The 12,905-nt window shown below is 41.9% G+C and carries 16 protein-coding genes; 13 read left to right on the top strand and 3 right to left on the bottom strand.

What is annotated here, in order from left to right; all coding sequences use genetic code 11:
- Positions 1-12: 12 nt before the first annotated feature.
- The 7 genes from secY (at position 13) to rplQ (ending at position 4,675) form a co-directional block, all read left to right on the top strand.
- Positions 13-1,344: a preprotein translocase subunit SecY gene (gene secY, locus JMX03_RS11230; protein WP_201577064.1), complete on the top strand. Its 1,332-nt coding sequence runs from the start codon at positions 13-15 to the stop codon at positions 1,342-1,344.
- A gap of 31 nt (positions 1,345-1,375) precedes the next feature.
- Positions 1,376-1,492, top strand: a complete 117-nt coding sequence (gene rpmJ, locus JMX03_RS11225) for a 50S ribosomal protein L36 (protein WP_025644371.1) — start codon at positions 1,376-1,378, stop codon at positions 1,490-1,492.
- A 259-nt stretch (positions 1,493-1,751) separates the two neighbouring features.
- Positions 1,752-2,108: a 30S ribosomal protein S13 gene (gene rpsM, locus JMX03_RS11220; protein WP_201574039.1), complete on the top strand. Its 357-nt coding sequence runs from the start codon at positions 1,752-1,754 to the stop codon at positions 2,106-2,108.
- 20 nt (positions 2,109-2,128) lie between these two features.
- Positions 2,129-2,518, top strand: coding sequence for a 30S ribosomal protein S11 (gene rpsK / locus JMX03_RS11215; RefSeq protein WP_058368279.1), 390 nt, complete (start codon positions 2,129-2,131; stop codon positions 2,516-2,518).
- A gap of 48 nt (positions 2,519-2,566) precedes the next feature.
- On the top strand, positions 2,567-3,208 hold the full coding sequence (gene rpsD, locus JMX03_RS11210) for a 30S ribosomal protein S4 (protein WP_201574040.1): 642 nt from the start codon (positions 2,567-2,569) through the stop codon (positions 3,206-3,208).
- Positions 3,209-3,288: 80 nt separating this feature from the next.
- The gene (locus JMX03_RS11205; protein ID WP_201574041.1) at positions 3,289-4,296 is read left to right on the top strand and encodes a DNA-directed RNA polymerase subunit alpha; all 1,008 of its coding nucleotides are present in this window, start codon (positions 3,289-3,291) and stop codon (positions 4,294-4,296) included.
- Positions 4,297-4,315: 19 nt separating this feature from the next.
- A complete protein-coding gene (gene rplQ, locus JMX03_RS11200) occupies positions 4,316-4,675 on the top strand; it encodes a 50S ribosomal protein L17 (RefSeq protein ID WP_201574042.1) in 360 nt (119 codons plus the stop codon).
- 132 nt (positions 4,676-4,807) lie between these two features.
- On the opposite strand, the gene JMX03_RS11195 is transcribed toward rplQ, so the two are convergent.
- Together JMX03_RS11195 and JMX03_RS11190 are read right to left on the bottom strand one after the other, a co-directional pair.
- Positions 4,808-5,428, bottom strand: coding sequence for an L-threonylcarbamoyladenylate synthase (locus JMX03_RS11195; RefSeq protein WP_201596802.1), 621 nt, complete (start codon positions 5,426-5,428; stop codon positions 4,808-4,810).
- A 356-nt stretch (positions 5,429-5,784) separates the two neighbouring features.
- Positions 5,785-6,558, bottom strand: a complete 774-nt coding sequence (locus JMX03_RS11190; RefSeq protein ID WP_201596801.1) for an elongation factor P hydroxylase — start codon at positions 6,556-6,558, stop codon at positions 5,785-5,787.
- A gap of 162 nt (positions 6,559-6,720) precedes the next feature.
- On the opposite strand from JMX03_RS11190, the gene JMX03_RS11185 reads away from it, so the two are divergent.
- From JMX03_RS11185 to lysM, 6 genes are all read left to right on the top strand, one after another.
- Complete coding sequence (locus JMX03_RS11185) at positions 6,721-7,314, top strand: YceD family protein (protein ID WP_201596800.1); 594 nt, start codon at positions 6,721-6,723, stop codon at positions 7,312-7,314.
- Positions 7,315-7,632: 318 nt separating this feature from the next.
- The gene (gene rpmF / locus JMX03_RS11180) at positions 7,633-7,815 is read left to right on the top strand and encodes a 50S ribosomal protein L32 (RefSeq protein ID WP_199507791.1); all 183 of its coding nucleotides are present in this window, start codon (positions 7,633-7,635) and stop codon (positions 7,813-7,815) included.
- Between the two features lie 436 nt (positions 7,816-8,251).
- Entirely contained in the window at positions 8,252-9,220 is a 969-nt protein-coding gene (gene fabD / locus JMX03_RS11175) for an ACP S-malonyltransferase (RefSeq protein ID WP_201596798.1), read from the top strand.
- The gene (fabG, locus tag JMX03_RS11170) at positions 9,217-9,945 is read left to right on the top strand and encodes a 3-oxoacyl-ACP reductase FabG (RefSeq protein ID WP_201574047.1); all 729 of its coding nucleotides are present in this window, start codon (positions 9,217-9,219) and stop codon (positions 9,943-9,945) included. The genes fabD and fabG overlap by 4 nt, the downstream gene beginning before the upstream one ends.
- A gap of 295 nt (positions 9,946-10,240) precedes the next feature.
- Positions 10,241-10,477, top strand: a complete 237-nt coding sequence (gene acpP / locus JMX03_RS11165) for an acyl carrier protein (protein WP_195206327.1) — start codon at positions 10,241-10,243, stop codon at positions 10,475-10,477.
- 400 nt (positions 10,478-10,877) lie between these two features.
- On the top strand, positions 10,878-11,387 hold the full coding sequence (lysM, locus tag JMX03_RS11160; protein WP_201574048.1) for a peptidoglycan-binding protein LysM: 510 nt from the start codon (positions 10,878-10,880) through the stop codon (positions 11,385-11,387).
- 134 nt (positions 11,388-11,521) lie between these two features.
- Here lysM and queG read toward each other — a convergent pair whose 3' ends face one another.
- Positions 11,522-12,769 carry a tRNA epoxyqueuosine(34) reductase QueG gene (gene queG / locus JMX03_RS11155; protein ID WP_201596796.1) on the bottom strand — a complete coding sequence of 416 codons (1,248 nt, stop codon included), beginning with the start codon at positions 12,767-12,769 and terminating at the stop codon, positions 11,522-11,524.
- Positions 12,770-12,905 lie beyond the last annotated feature (136 nt).

Below are 12,905 nucleotides of genomic sequence, written 5' to 3'. Positions count from 1 at the left end.
TCAAAGCAATCAATGTCATCGGCTGGTATTCCGCTTAACCCTTTTGCATTTATACGTAAGTATGATGAATTATGGTCGCGTTTACTGTTTTTAATCGGCGCATTGATTGTTTATCGTTTAGGGTCACACATTCCTGTTCCCGGTATTAATCCGGTTAATTTGGCAGACTTATTCTCGCGTAACGAAAATACCATCTTAAGCATGTTTAACATGTTCTCAGGTGGTGCGCTTGAACGTATGTCAATTATGGCGCTTGGCATTATGCCTTATATTTCAGCGTCAATTATTGTGCAGATGATGTCAGCAGTACTACCGTCGCTTGAAGCACTCAAAAAAGAGGGCGAAGCAGGACGACGTAAGCTAAACAAATATACCCGTCAAGGGACACTTGCTTTAGCTTTGGTACAGTCATTAGGAATGAGTGCAGGTCTAATCAGTCAAAACCTGACGTTGTCAACCGGTCTTACCTTTTATATTCCAGCAGTTACCTCGCTAGTAGCGGGTGCAATGTTCTTAATGTGGCTTGGTGAGCAGATTACAGAACGCGGTGTTGGTAATGGTATTTCAATGCTGATTTTTGCCAGTATTGTCGCCGGTATGCCAGGCATGATTTCGCAGTCTATCGAGCAGGTCAGTCAGGGTCAGATGAACCTGATTGTGTTATTTATCTTTGTGGTATTAGGTGTCGCGGTTACTGCGGGTATTGTTTATATTGAACGTGCTCAGCGCCGTGTACCTGTAAACTATGCGCAAAAGCAGCAACAGGGTCGCAAAATATATGCTCAGCAGCAGTCACACTTGCCGCTGAAAATTAACATGGCAGGGGTTATCCCAGCTATTTTTGCCAGCTCGTTGTTGCTCTTTCCAGCAAGTTTGGGACAGTGGGTCGGTCATTCGACAGATCCAACCTTCACGCAAAAGATATTACAAAATATGGCTTTGGTGTTGTCTCCAGGACAGCCGCTATATTTAGTCCTGTTTGGTGCAATGATTATTTTCTTCTGCTATTTTTATACTGCATTAGTCTTTAGTCCTCGTGAAGTTGCTGAAAACCTTAAACGTAGTGGTGCGTATATCCCAGGTATTCGCCCCGGACAACAAACTCAGCGTTACCTTGATCATGTATTAAATCGATTAACCTTTATTGGCGCGATATACATGACGGTTATTTGTTTAATGCCCATGGTCATACAATCAGCATTTGGTGTGCCGTTTAATCTCGGTGGTACGTCGTTACTGATTATGGTGGTTGTGGTAATGGACTTCATTTCGCAGATTCAGGCGCATTTGATGACCCACCAATATCATGATCAGACATTAATTCAGTCGCCCACTCAACCTTAAATGAGCGGTGTGATATCTCAAGGAGCATGCTATGAAAGTTCAAGCATCAGTTAAGAAGATTTGTGGTAGCTGCAAAATTGTACGCCGTAAAGGCCGTGTACATGTTATTTGCACAGCTGAACCCCGCCACAAGCAACGTCAAGGTTAATAAATAAATAGAGGATGGCCTTGCGCCTAAGCTATATGTTTAAATAATACTTGAAAAAAAACGGCGGATGCGATATCATCCGCCACTTGCCGTAGTTTATACTGATATATTTTATAGTTTAGCCTTATTGCCTAACTTGTTCGCCAAGTCGATGTGATAATAATAGCAATAAATATACTAGTATCGACAGCAATGAATCTGAAAAATAACGCATTATTTATAACAAATAACGCTTATTTTTTTTAATGGAGAGAAATCAATGGCTCGTATTGCCGGTGTTAACATTCCGGATAATAAGCATGCTGTTATTTCACTAACTTACATCTTTGGTGTAGGCCGTACCACTGCTGAGAAAATCTTAGAAGCAGTTGGCATCGCCCCTACTACCAAAATCAGTCAGTTAGATGATACACAGTTAGATGCTATCCGTGCACAAGTTGCTAATTTTATGACTGAAGGTGACCTTCGTCGTGAAGTTTCAATGAACATTAAGCGTTTGGTCGATTTAGGTTGTTACCGTGGTATCCGCCATCGTCGCAATTTACCTGTTCGTGGCCAACACACGAAAAACAATGCGCGTACTCGCAAGGGTCCACGTAAAGCACTTAAAAGATAATTAACTTAGGAAGCTAAAAGATGGCTAAAGACACTCGTAGTCGCAAGAAAGTGACTCGTCGTTCAGTATCGGAGGGCGTAGCCCATATCCATGCGTCTTTTAATAACACCATTGTTACGATTACCGATCGTCAAGGTAATGCATTGGCTTGGGCCACTTCAGGTGGACAAGGCTTCCGTGGTTCACGTAAATCTACACCATTCGCAGCTCAGGTTGCAGCTGAAGTCGCTGGTAAAGCGGCTCAAGAATATGGTGTTAAGAATATCGACGTTTTGGTTAAAGGACCAGGACCGGGTCGTGAGTCTGCGGTAAGAGCACTAGGTGCATTGGGTTATAAAGTTAACAGTATCTCTGATGTAACCCCAATCCCACACAATGGTTGCCGTGCGCCGAAAAAGCGCCGCGTCTAATATTAAAGACGAAGCTTTTTATCCCAGAAGCTTATAGGAGACATAAAGATGGCCCGCTATATTGGACCAAAACTCAAATTATCACGTCGCGAAGGTACAGACTTAGGCCTTAAGTCTGGTGTTAAACCATACGACGTAAAAACGAAAAAAGCTGGACGTCCACCAGGTCAACACGGTGTGAGCCGTAACAAGAGCTCAGAATACTCTTTACAGTTGCGTGAAAAGCAGAAAGTTAAGCGTATTTATGGTGTACTTGAGCGTCAGTTTGCTAACTACTATAAAGAAGCTGCTCGCAAGCGTGGTGCTACTGGTGAAAACCTACTAGCCATGCTAGAAAGCCGTCTAGATAACGTTGTCTATCGCATGGGCTTTGGCTCAACTCGCGCTGAAGCACGTCAGCTAGTCAGCCATCGTGCTGTTATGGTAAAAAAAGCCGGCCGTGATGAGTTTGTTCGTGTGAACATTCCTTCAATTCAGCTGCAAGATGGTGATGTTATTGCTATCCAAGAGAAATCTCGCGAACAATTGCGTATTAAAAACGCTATTGAACTGGCGTCACAACGTGGCATTCCAGAATGGCTAGATGTTGATCACAGCAAACTACAAGGCACATTTAAACAAGCGCCTGATCGTATTGATCTACCTGCTGAAATCAACGAAAGCTTGATCGTTGAGCTGTACTCTAAATAATGACGTTATGATTGATGTTATACAGATAACATCATATATGTAATGTTAATTAAACCAGTTAAATAATTCGAGGTGACAACATGATGCTAAATGCAACTGAGTTTCTAACGCCAAATGCCATTAACGTGGATACGGTTAATGAAACGATTGCGAAAGTCACGCTCGAACCGTTAGAACGCGGCTTTGGGCATACCTTAGGGAATGCCTTGCGTCGCATCTTGTTATCTTCATTACCTGGCGCTGCAGTCATTGAAGCTGAGATTGATGGTGTTGACCATGAATACTCAACGCTTGAAGGCATGCAAGAAGACGTACTTGACCTACTTTTGAATTTAAAAGGCTTGGCCATTACGCTTCATGACCAAAATGAAGTATTTTTGACCTTGGATAAACAAGGTCCAGGCACCATCACTGCCGCAGACATCACGTTGCCGCATAATGTGGACATTATCAATCCAGAATTGGTATTGGGTACATTAAGCGAACGTGGGCATCTAAAAATGCGTCTGCGTGTGGTCATGGGTCGTGGATACGAGCCAGCAAATCAGCGCCGTGAAGATGGCGACACCAAAGCGATTGGCCGTTTGAAGCTTGATGCAAGCTTTAGCCCAGTACTTCGTGTTGCTTATGATGTTGAGAACGCACGTGTAGAACAGCGTACCGATCTTGACCGTCTTATCATTGAGCTTGAAACCAATGGCACTATTGATCCGGAAGAAGCAATTCGTAAAGCAGCGACTATTTTACAACAGCAGATTTCTATCTTTGTTGACCTAGAAGCTGAAGAAGCGCCTGAGCCTGTGAAAGAAAAAGAAGAGGTTGACCCAGTGCTATTACGCCCTGTGGATGATCTTGAACTAACGGTTCGCTCAGCCAACTGTTTAAAAGCTGAAAACATTTACTATATCGGTGATTTGGTACAACGTTCAGAGACTGAACTACTAAAAACCCCAAATCTTGGTAAGAAATCATTGACGGAAATCAAGGACGTACTAGCGTCTAAAGATTTAGAGCTCGGTATGCGCCTAGATAACTGGCCACCCGCTGACTTACGTGTTGATGATCGTTTCTCTTATCGTAGCCGTTAAACTTTAAGGATATTTGACTATGCGCCATCGTAAGAGTGGAGTCAAGCTGGGTCGTACCGGCAGTCATCGTAAGGCAATGTTCCAGAACATGACTAACTCATTATTTGAGCATGAACTGATCAAAACAACATTACCAAAAGCTAAAGAGTTACGCCGCGTTGCTGAGCCATTGATCACTTTGGCTAAAGAAGACAGCGTTGCTAACCGCCGTTTGGCATTTAGCCGCATGCGTAGCAAAGCAATGGTAGGCAAACTATTTGGCACGTTAGGTCCTCGTTACCAGACGCGTCCAGGTGGCTACTTACGCATTGTAAAATGTGGTTTTCGTGACGGTGATAATGCACCAATGGCTTATGTAGAATTGGTTGATCGTGACTAGTTTTACAACGCTAACTGTATATACTAAAAAAGCTCCAATTAATTGGAGCTTTTTTTGCGTTTTAAATGCTTGGATTTAAGGTGTTTACTAATAGAAGTACGTACTAATAGTTATTATCTGATTAGTAGATTGTTATAGCAGTAATGACTCGACATCAGCAGCACCTTGTCGAATGACTTCAGGATGACCACTGGTCATATCGACGATAGTAGTTAGCTTAGTGGTTTTAATACCCGCATTGATGAGGCCGTCTATCTGATTACTGAGCAAATCTTCTATTTCAAATGGATCATCTAAGATATCGTCATGCATTGGAAGTATGAGCGAACTGGTCAAGATAGGCTCATCCATCGCTTCTAATAGTGCTTGAGCAATTGGGTTGCTTGGAACGCGAATGCCAATGGTTTTTTTCTTAGCATGAGCAAGTTTTTTGGGTACATCTTTAGTGGCGTTTAAAATAAAAGTGATGGGTGCTGGAGTATGCGCTTTTAATTGTTTGAACTGTACGTTGTCAACGGTTGCATAAGTCGCAATCTCGCTCAAATCACGGCAGAGTAGGGTAAATTGATGTTTATCATCAAGCTCGCGTATGAGCTTGAGCTTCTCAAGTGCGTCCTTTGCGCCTAGACGGCAACCAAAAGCATAGCTAGTATCTGTAGGGTAGATCAGTAGCTTATCATTGCGCAGCAAGTCTGCTGCTTGCTCAATGAGACGATGCTGAGGGTTGTCTGGGTGAATGTAGAATGTTTGCATAATAGCTCCTTGTTTAATATTTTTTCATTTTAATTAGTATTATGTTTTCAGTATAACTGAGCGTTATTGATCAGTGTTTAGTTAGGTTTTAAAATTTATAAATTAAACGTTTATTTGAATTTTTTATCGCTGAAAAATAGTTGTTGTCAGTACCTTTATAAAATGAGAAAAAAGCTTTCAAGTGAAGAATGCTTCTAGTTTTTGACGTTTAGTTGCCCTCAATTACTTATACAGTATAGCGGTAAAAAACACGTGAGATATAGAGAAGTGCCGTTAATAAAGGTACGAAAATTTTAAACAAGCGTTATTGGCTAAAAGAGAGTCTCGAGAAGAGTCATAAAAGCTAAGCAGTAGATTTAGCTTAGATCATTATGAATGGTCAATAATGCTCGTAGCAAGGTCTTAGCGTCACGAGGTAAGGTTTGTGGTACGTTGATATAGTAAGAAGCCTGCTCGTAAACGTCAGCACCAAAGGTGCTCGAGGAAGTGTCAAAGTCGGCAAACAGGTTATCTTGTGAGACTTGGAAGGGTCTCCTACACGCAAGCGTGAACAAACACTCTAGCGCTTGCGGTCTAATCTCCATTTGCTCAAAGGCCTGCTGCTGGGTCGCTGTACGACCATCTGGCGCGTACCAATAGCCGAAATCAGGCAGCTGTCTGCGTTTCATACCGGCGATACACCAGTGACTTAATTCATGCAAAGCGCTAGAAAAAAATCCATGAGCGAACTCAATACGTGCAGGTTTGTCGTCCTGTGCAGGAAAGTACTCTGGATCATGTTTGCCGCGTACTAGCCGAACATTTTGCTCAAAGAACAGAGCATTAAAGAGTGAGATTAGCCAATCGGTAATGGCGTGTTCGTAATCGTATTGCGCTTTGTCGCTGCCTGTTGTAGCACTTATGGCTCTCTGCTCATAATGGCTATGAATTTTCTGCCATTGCTGCTGTGCTTGTTTTAAGCAAAGTTTTGATTGAGTGTTGGTGGAAGCAGTAGTATTTAGGGCTTTATCAGCTTTAGGCGAGTCAGTAAGGCTATGGCTTTGTAATTCAGTCAGCTGAGTCAGCAAGGCTAAGGCACTATCTGGAGTCAACAACGTAGAAAAATCAGGACTGGAAAATTTAGAGGTCATAAAGTGAGTGAACTCATTGAGCAAGGATGTCATTATAAAGAAGTGTTTTGCAAGTAAGTATGAAACATCAACAATCGTAACATACTAGCGCTAGCGTCATATCAAGCTTTCCGTTAGTATGGCAGGCAATATTATACACCGTTTTGATCAATGAGGTATCGCATGTCAAACAATACAGAAAACATAGTATCATCTGATCACGCTGCTGATACTGTCTCTTCTAATTCAGTGAACATGCCTGAAAGCATCTCCTTAGATAAGTGGGCTGATAGCGGATTTGAGTGGCAGGGTGAGGTTGTTCCTGTGAGCTTTGAGCGCTTAATGACACTACTAAGTACAGAGCGTGAGCAGCAAAGTCTGCAGTTAAGTACGCATTTATATCGTCACAATAGTGTCCTGCACTTGTCTTTTAAATTAGTAGGAGAGGTTTGGCTGACCTGTCAGCGCTGCTTGCAACCAGTGTTGATTGAGCTGACTGATGATTATGATATTGCCTTACTCAATGATGATAGCCAAATACGCTTGATTGACGATGAGCAAGATCATTTGTTATTAGATGAGATCATTACTGAGCAGACACCCGAGCGTCTACTACCTCTAAAAAAGTTAGTTGAGGATGAAATTCTGCTAAAAGTGCCAATGGCACCAAAGCATGATGATTGCGAGATGGCTACTACTCAGTTTGGTGAGATACCTGAAGAAGCAGAAAGCGAAAACCCTTTTGCGGCATTAGCAGCATTAAAAGGTAAGTTATAATTTTAAGTGTGTATTAGCGTATCACGTAGTCATGTTTTTTTATTGGCTTTGTACACAAGAGTGACAGGCAGGGCTTTATTAATTCATCAAACATGCGTATAATGTCCGGTTTATTGCATTCTGGCAACAAGCTGCTTGCAGATAAAAGCTGACTGAGCAAATTATCCATAAATTTCTGCCTTGGTTAGTCATTTATTAATGCATTTGGCAAACTATTTAATGATGCGTAGGACTTAGGTTGTGGTGATTATATAGCCTCTGTCAGTATCGATTAAAGCTGAATTTTAAGCTTATCCCTTTAAGTATAGGAGCTATATCATGGCTGTTCAAAAAAGTCGTAAAAGCCGTTCGCGTCGTGACATGCGCCGTTCACACCACCATATGACTGTGGCTGAGCTAAGCGTAGATGCCACCACTGGTGAAAAGCATCGTCGTCATCATATGACTAAAGATGGTTTTTATCGTGGTCGTCAGTTGTTCAAAGTTAGTCAAGACGCTTAAGCTATTGACTGACTAGTGTAAAGGTGTGATAGAGCTAGGAAGCAATCGCCCAGCTATCTATCAGCACTTATGCATTATCATCAATAGGCAATAAATATTAAGCTAACAAGAGCCAAGTTGTTTTGCTACTTAACGGTAGCCAGATAACTTGGCTTTTTGTTATTTGCAATTTACCTTTGCACGCTATTTATGTATCTGAGAAAAGATTTTAATATTTATGCTATAAGCTTTAATTTAGCGCTTAAATGGCTATACTATAGCTGTAATGATTCTCCACATTAGTTGTGCCATCATGATGATATTGGCTGTAAAAACTTCATGCAGCAGTGTATAGTTTGACAGTAATCAGCTATGATTGATGGCTTATTAAAATAATATTATGCAACAACACCTAATTAACTTTAGGGTATTTCCAATTATTTAAGGAATATTGGCTATGGCATCTGCACCCGATACAACCACCGCGCAGCTACCTCGTATTGCAGTGATTTTTCCTGGGCAAGGATCGCAAGTGGTCGGCATGACCTCTGAGCTTGCTGAGCTTTATCCAGAGATTCGTGATACGTTTGCTGAGGCTAGTGAGGCTTTGGGCGAAGACCTTTGGGCAATCTGTCAGGATGAAGAGCGACTGAACCAAACACAGTATACTCAGCCAGCACTATTGACAGCCAGTATTGCGATATGGCGTATTCTACAACAAAAGCTGGATAAAGCGCCTCACTACCTAGCGGGACATTCTTTGGGTGAATATAGTGCGCTTTGTGCTGCTGGCGTCATCTCTTTTGCTGATGCTGTGCGATTGGTACATAAGCGTGGGCAATTGATGCAAGAGGCTGTTGTGGGTATTGATACTGCTATGGCGGCGGTATTGGGACTAGAAGACAGCCGAGTTGAGACCCTATGTGAGCAGGCGACTGAGCATGTTGATGATGCTATTGTTGGTGCCGCGAATTTTAATAGCCCAGGTCAAGTAGTGATATCTGGCAATGCGGTCGGTGTTGATGCTGTCATTGATAAAGTACAAAATACGGGCAAAAAAGCCATTCCTCTAAAAGTTAGCGTACCTTCTCATTGTGCGTTGATGGAGCCTGCTAGCCAAGCATTGGCTGATGCATTAGCAGAAATCCAGTTTGATCAGGCAGCTATTCCTGTTATTCAAAATCGCCATGCGCGTGTTGAGACCAGTACTCAAGGCATCAAACAGGCTCTAACTGAGCAGCTGAGTGAACCCGTACTATGGTCAAAAACCATGCAAGAGTTGGCGGATAAGCAAATAAATATTTTAATTGAATGTGGCAGTGGTAACGTATTAAGTAATCTGGCCAAGCGTCAAGCGCAGCCAATTACCAGCTATCCTGTAGACAAACCTGCCCGAATGGACAAACTGATGGAGGTGTTATCATGAGCCGAACGATTGTTTTAGTATCTGGCGCAAGTCGCGGTATTGGCAAGGCAGTGGCCAAACGCTTTGCCAAAGAAGGGCATTTTGTGATTGGTACGGCGACCACAGAAAAAGGCGCTGCGCTTATTGATGAATATTTGCATGATGCTGGCGGTATTGGACGGGTATTAGACGTTCGCGATGGCGCGCAAATTGATAAGCTGTTTGAAGAGATTGAAAGCGTCTATGGTGCGGTACAAGTATTGGTAAACAACGCTGGTATCACGCAAGATGGGCTGCTGATGCGTATGAAAGACGAGGACTGGGACAGTGTGGTCGATACCAACTTAACTTCAGTCTATCGGATGAGTAAGCGGGCGGTACGCGGGATGATGAAAGCGCGCCGTGGTCGCATTATCAATATCAGTTCAGTCGTTGCGCAAATGGGTAATGCTGGGCAGTCTAACTATGCGGCTACCAAGGCTGGTGTCGAAGGCTTTAGTCGTACGCTCGCGCGCGAGATAGGCTCACGCCAAGTCACTATCAACTGTGTCGCTCCTGGTCTAATCGAGACCGATATGACAGATGAGCTAGACGAGCGTCTGCTCAATTCGATGCTTGATGCTGTCCCTATCGGACGTTTGGGACAACCAGAAGATATCGCTGCAGCCGTACTGTTTTTGGCAAGTGATGAAGCCAGTTATATTACAGGGGCAGTGATACCCGTAAATGGTGGTATGTACATGTAGCACCATACGCATATAAAACGTATGGCTATAAAAGACAGCTTTACATTTGGTTAATAAAAAACTGTGTGAACGAGTGTAAACTCTAATAAATACTGTTATAATAATGAATGCTTTTATGTCGTCAGCCTGTATTGTATTAGGGCTCTATTAGACATCAAATGAAATGCAACACTGGTTATAGTGTGTTAGAGTCAAACTGCTGACATAATAAACCGCATTCTATATCACGTCATCAGCTGATAATATAGCTAAAATAGCAACTTTAAAATTAATATATAAAAAGGGAGTAATCTTTATGAGTAATGATACTGAGCTAAGAGTAAAGTCTGCTGTAGCAGAGCAATTGGGCATGAACGTCGAAGACGTCAACAATGATGCTTCTTTTATGGAAGACTTAGGTGCAGACTCACTAGATTTGGTAGAGCTGGTTATGTCATTTGAAAGTGATTTTGGTATCACTATTCCTGATGAAGATTCAGCAGAATTGACTACTGTTCAAAAAGCAATTGACTACGTACAAGCCCAGTTATAATTGGCTGTTGTCATATAGCTTTTTCGCAATAAAATAACTACAGCATATTTAGTAGTAATAAAATAGTGAATCAGTTATAGCAGATTTTATTAAACCGCTTATCTTTGGAGATAGGCGGTTTTTTTTATGGGTTGTATAGCCATGATCTCAACTATGCAGTCTACCTGTTTAGTATAATGAATATTTTAGTACAACGAATATTGGTTAGCCAGTTTCTATACTCTGTGACCCAAGCTATTAACATATATTATGTAAATTTAACATTATTCAACATACCCTCTACTATGCAAACGTCCTAGCTTTGTTATACTCGTAATGAATAGCGATAAATAAAAGTTATCCCTATTACAGTCAACAACAATGAAAATCGATAAATAATAATACTTTAAGGAGTGGTTATATGGGTATATTTAGTTTTGCAAAAGATATTGGTGATAAGGTTTTTAACCGTGATGATGCTAAACATGACGCAAAATCAGAAACTAAGGCGTCCGCTGATACACAGGTGAAAGACAGCGAGCCGTCAGCACAGTCAGTGGCCAATGTCTTACTGCGTCGCATTCAACAGCAAAACCTCAATATCAAAAACTTAAAAGTTAAATATAATGGTTCTACTGATACCGCGGAGATTAGTGGTAATGCTAAGACACAAGCGGATCGCGAAAAAGCCATTATTGCTATCGGTAACGTCCAGCACGTAGCAAAAGTTATTGATAATATCGATATTGAAGAAGATGCACCTGAATCTACCATGTATACTGTGAAATCTGGTGATAGTCTGTCAAAGATTGCCCAAGAAGTTTATGGTTCAGCGAATGATTATATGAAGATATTTGAAGCCAATAAGCCGATGCTATCTGATCCAGATAAGATTTATCCTGGCCAAGTATTGCGTATTCCAAAGCCATAATATGAGTTGGATTAATTTATAAAATACTGCTTTATACGCATAAGAATACATCTTAATCAAAACGCTTCTTAGATAAGAGGCGTTTTTTATTGGCTGATTTACTATGAAGACTTAAAACTTTTGTAAAAATAAAACTATAGGTTGGCAGTTTTTAGTTTCTCGCGTTGCTCAGCTAAAGCCCAGTTAATGTGTTCGTCAAGCATGGCACTATGTAAGCCTAGCTTTGATTGTAATTGAGCAATAACTTCAAAACTGGCATTCGCGTTGCCAAGACCAATCGCAATATTGCGTAAAAAACTCACATAACCTGTGCGCCTGAGAGGGCTACCTTGGGTGTTGTTCAGAAAGTCAGACTCTTTCCACTGCCATAGCTCAAGTAGGCTGATATCATCAAGCTTATGTCTGGGCGCGAAATCCTCTACTGAAGTTATTCTAGCATAGCGATTCCATGGGCAGATGAGCTGACAATCATCACAGCCAAAAACACGATTACCTATGGCGCGGCGATATTTTGTGTCAATAGATCCTTTATGTTCTATGGTCAAATAAGAGATGCAGGCAGCGGCATTGAGCTCGTAAGGTGCAACAATGGCTTGAGTAGGGCAAATATCAATACAAGCGCTACAACTACCGCAGTGAGCAGCGACAGGCTCATCGTCAGGTAATTCTAGACTGGTAAACAGCTCACCTAAGACAAAAAACGAGCCAGCTTGTTTGTTGAGTAATAGAGTGTGCTTACCGGTCCAGCCAAGTCCCACTGCATCTGCTATTGGACGCTCAAAAATGGGTGCAGAGTCACTAAATGGCCGAAAGACAAAGTCCGTCTTCGCGCCTATATTTAACTGTTGCCACTCAGGAAGCATTTCCTCGATTTTTAAGGCCAACTGCTTCAAGCGACCCCGCATGGTTTTATGATAGTCACGTCCCCGAGCGTAGCGAGCGATAATGGCATTGTTGGGTAGGTCATTGTCTGTGACGGATCGTGGTTTGGGCGTTTGGGTTAGATAGTCCATACGGACGCTGATAATGGTTTTAGCACCTGCAACCAACTGCTCTGGATGTGCTCTGAGTTCGTGGTTGTTATGCATAAACTGCAATTGGCCTTCATAGCCTTTGTCTAGCCAGCGCTGTAACGGTTCGATTTGCTGTTGGAATAAAGGATGATGTACGGATAGAAAGCCGCAATCTGCAAACCCCAGTAATTTTGCTTGTGCCTTAATCCAGTGCTTAACGTCTTCTGCCGTGGTAAAAGTTGGATTATGAATATTAACGACAGAGATATTGTCGTGAGCGTCATCCTGAGAGCTGTCATGAATATTATCCCGAAAACTATCTGGATGAATATCGCTCGATTTATTAGGCACTTGAGTTTTTTTATTCATAAAGGTTTTTACTAATATTGTGAAGAGAGGGCAGTTATGTTCAAGAAACTAAATTTAAGCGGTGAGCTCTCAAGAAAGAATATGAGATGAATATCATTATGATAAGCTAGATGACTAAGAGCATATATATAAATTA

The organism is Psychrobacter fulvigenes, from assembly GCF_904846155.1.
GTDB classification, from domain to species: domain Bacteria; phylum Pseudomonadota; class Gammaproteobacteria; order Pseudomonadales; family Moraxellaceae; genus Psychrobacter; species Psychrobacter fulvigenes.
This window is presented reverse-complemented; position numbering and strand designations above follow the sequence as displayed.

Coding starts and splice junctions, on each gene's coding strand:
- secY (WP_201577064.1), top strand. CDS start 13: ATGTCATCGGCTGGTATTCCGCTTAACCCTTTTGCATTTATACGTAAG.
- rpmJ (WP_025644371.1), top strand. CDS start 1,376: ATGAAAGTTCAAGCATCAGTTAAGAAGATTTGTGGTAGCTGCAAAATT.
- rpsM (WP_201574039.1), top strand. CDS start 1,752: ATGGCTCGTATTGCCGGTGTTAACATTCCGGATAATAAGCATGCTGTT.
- rpsK (WP_058368279.1), top strand. CDS start 2,129: ATGGCTAAAGACACTCGTAGTCGCAAGAAAGTGACTCGTCGTTCAGTA.
- rpsD (WP_201574040.1), top strand. CDS start 2,567: ATGGCCCGCTATATTGGACCAAAACTCAAATTATCACGTCGCGAAGGT.
- JMX03_RS11205 (WP_201574041.1), top strand. CDS start 3,289: ATGATGCTAAATGCAACTGAGTTTCTAACGCCAAATGCCATTAACGTG.
- rplQ (WP_201574042.1), top strand. CDS start 4,316: ATGCGCCATCGTAAGAGTGGAGTCAAGCTGGGTCGTACCGGCAGTCAT.
- JMX03_RS11195 (WP_201596802.1), bottom strand. CDS start 5,428: ATGCAAACATTCTACATTCACCCAGACAACCCTCAGCATCGTCTCATT.
- JMX03_RS11190 (WP_201596801.1), bottom strand. CDS start 6,558: ATGACCTCTAAATTTTCCAGTCCTGATTTTTCTACGTTGTTGACTCCA.
- JMX03_RS11185 (WP_201596800.1), top strand. CDS start 6,721: ATGTCAAACAATACAGAAAACATAGTATCATCTGATCACGCTGCTGAT.
- rpmF (WP_199507791.1), top strand. CDS start 7,633: ATGGCTGTTCAAAAAAGTCGTAAAAGCCGTTCGCGTCGTGACATGCGC.
- fabD (WP_201596798.1), top strand. CDS start 8,252: ATGGCATCTGCACCCGATACAACCACCGCGCAGCTACCTCGTATTGCA.
- fabG (WP_201574047.1), top strand. CDS start 9,217: ATGAGCCGAACGATTGTTTTAGTATCTGGCGCAAGTCGCGGTATTGGC.
- acpP (WP_195206327.1), top strand. CDS start 10,241: ATGAGTAATGATACTGAGCTAAGAGTAAAGTCTGCTGTAGCAGAGCAA.
- lysM (WP_201574048.1), top strand. CDS start 10,878: ATGGGTATATTTAGTTTTGCAAAAGATATTGGTGATAAGGTTTTTAAC.
- queG (WP_201596796.1), bottom strand. CDS start 12,769: ATGAATAAAAAAACTCAAGTGCCTAATAAATCGAGCGATATTCATCCA.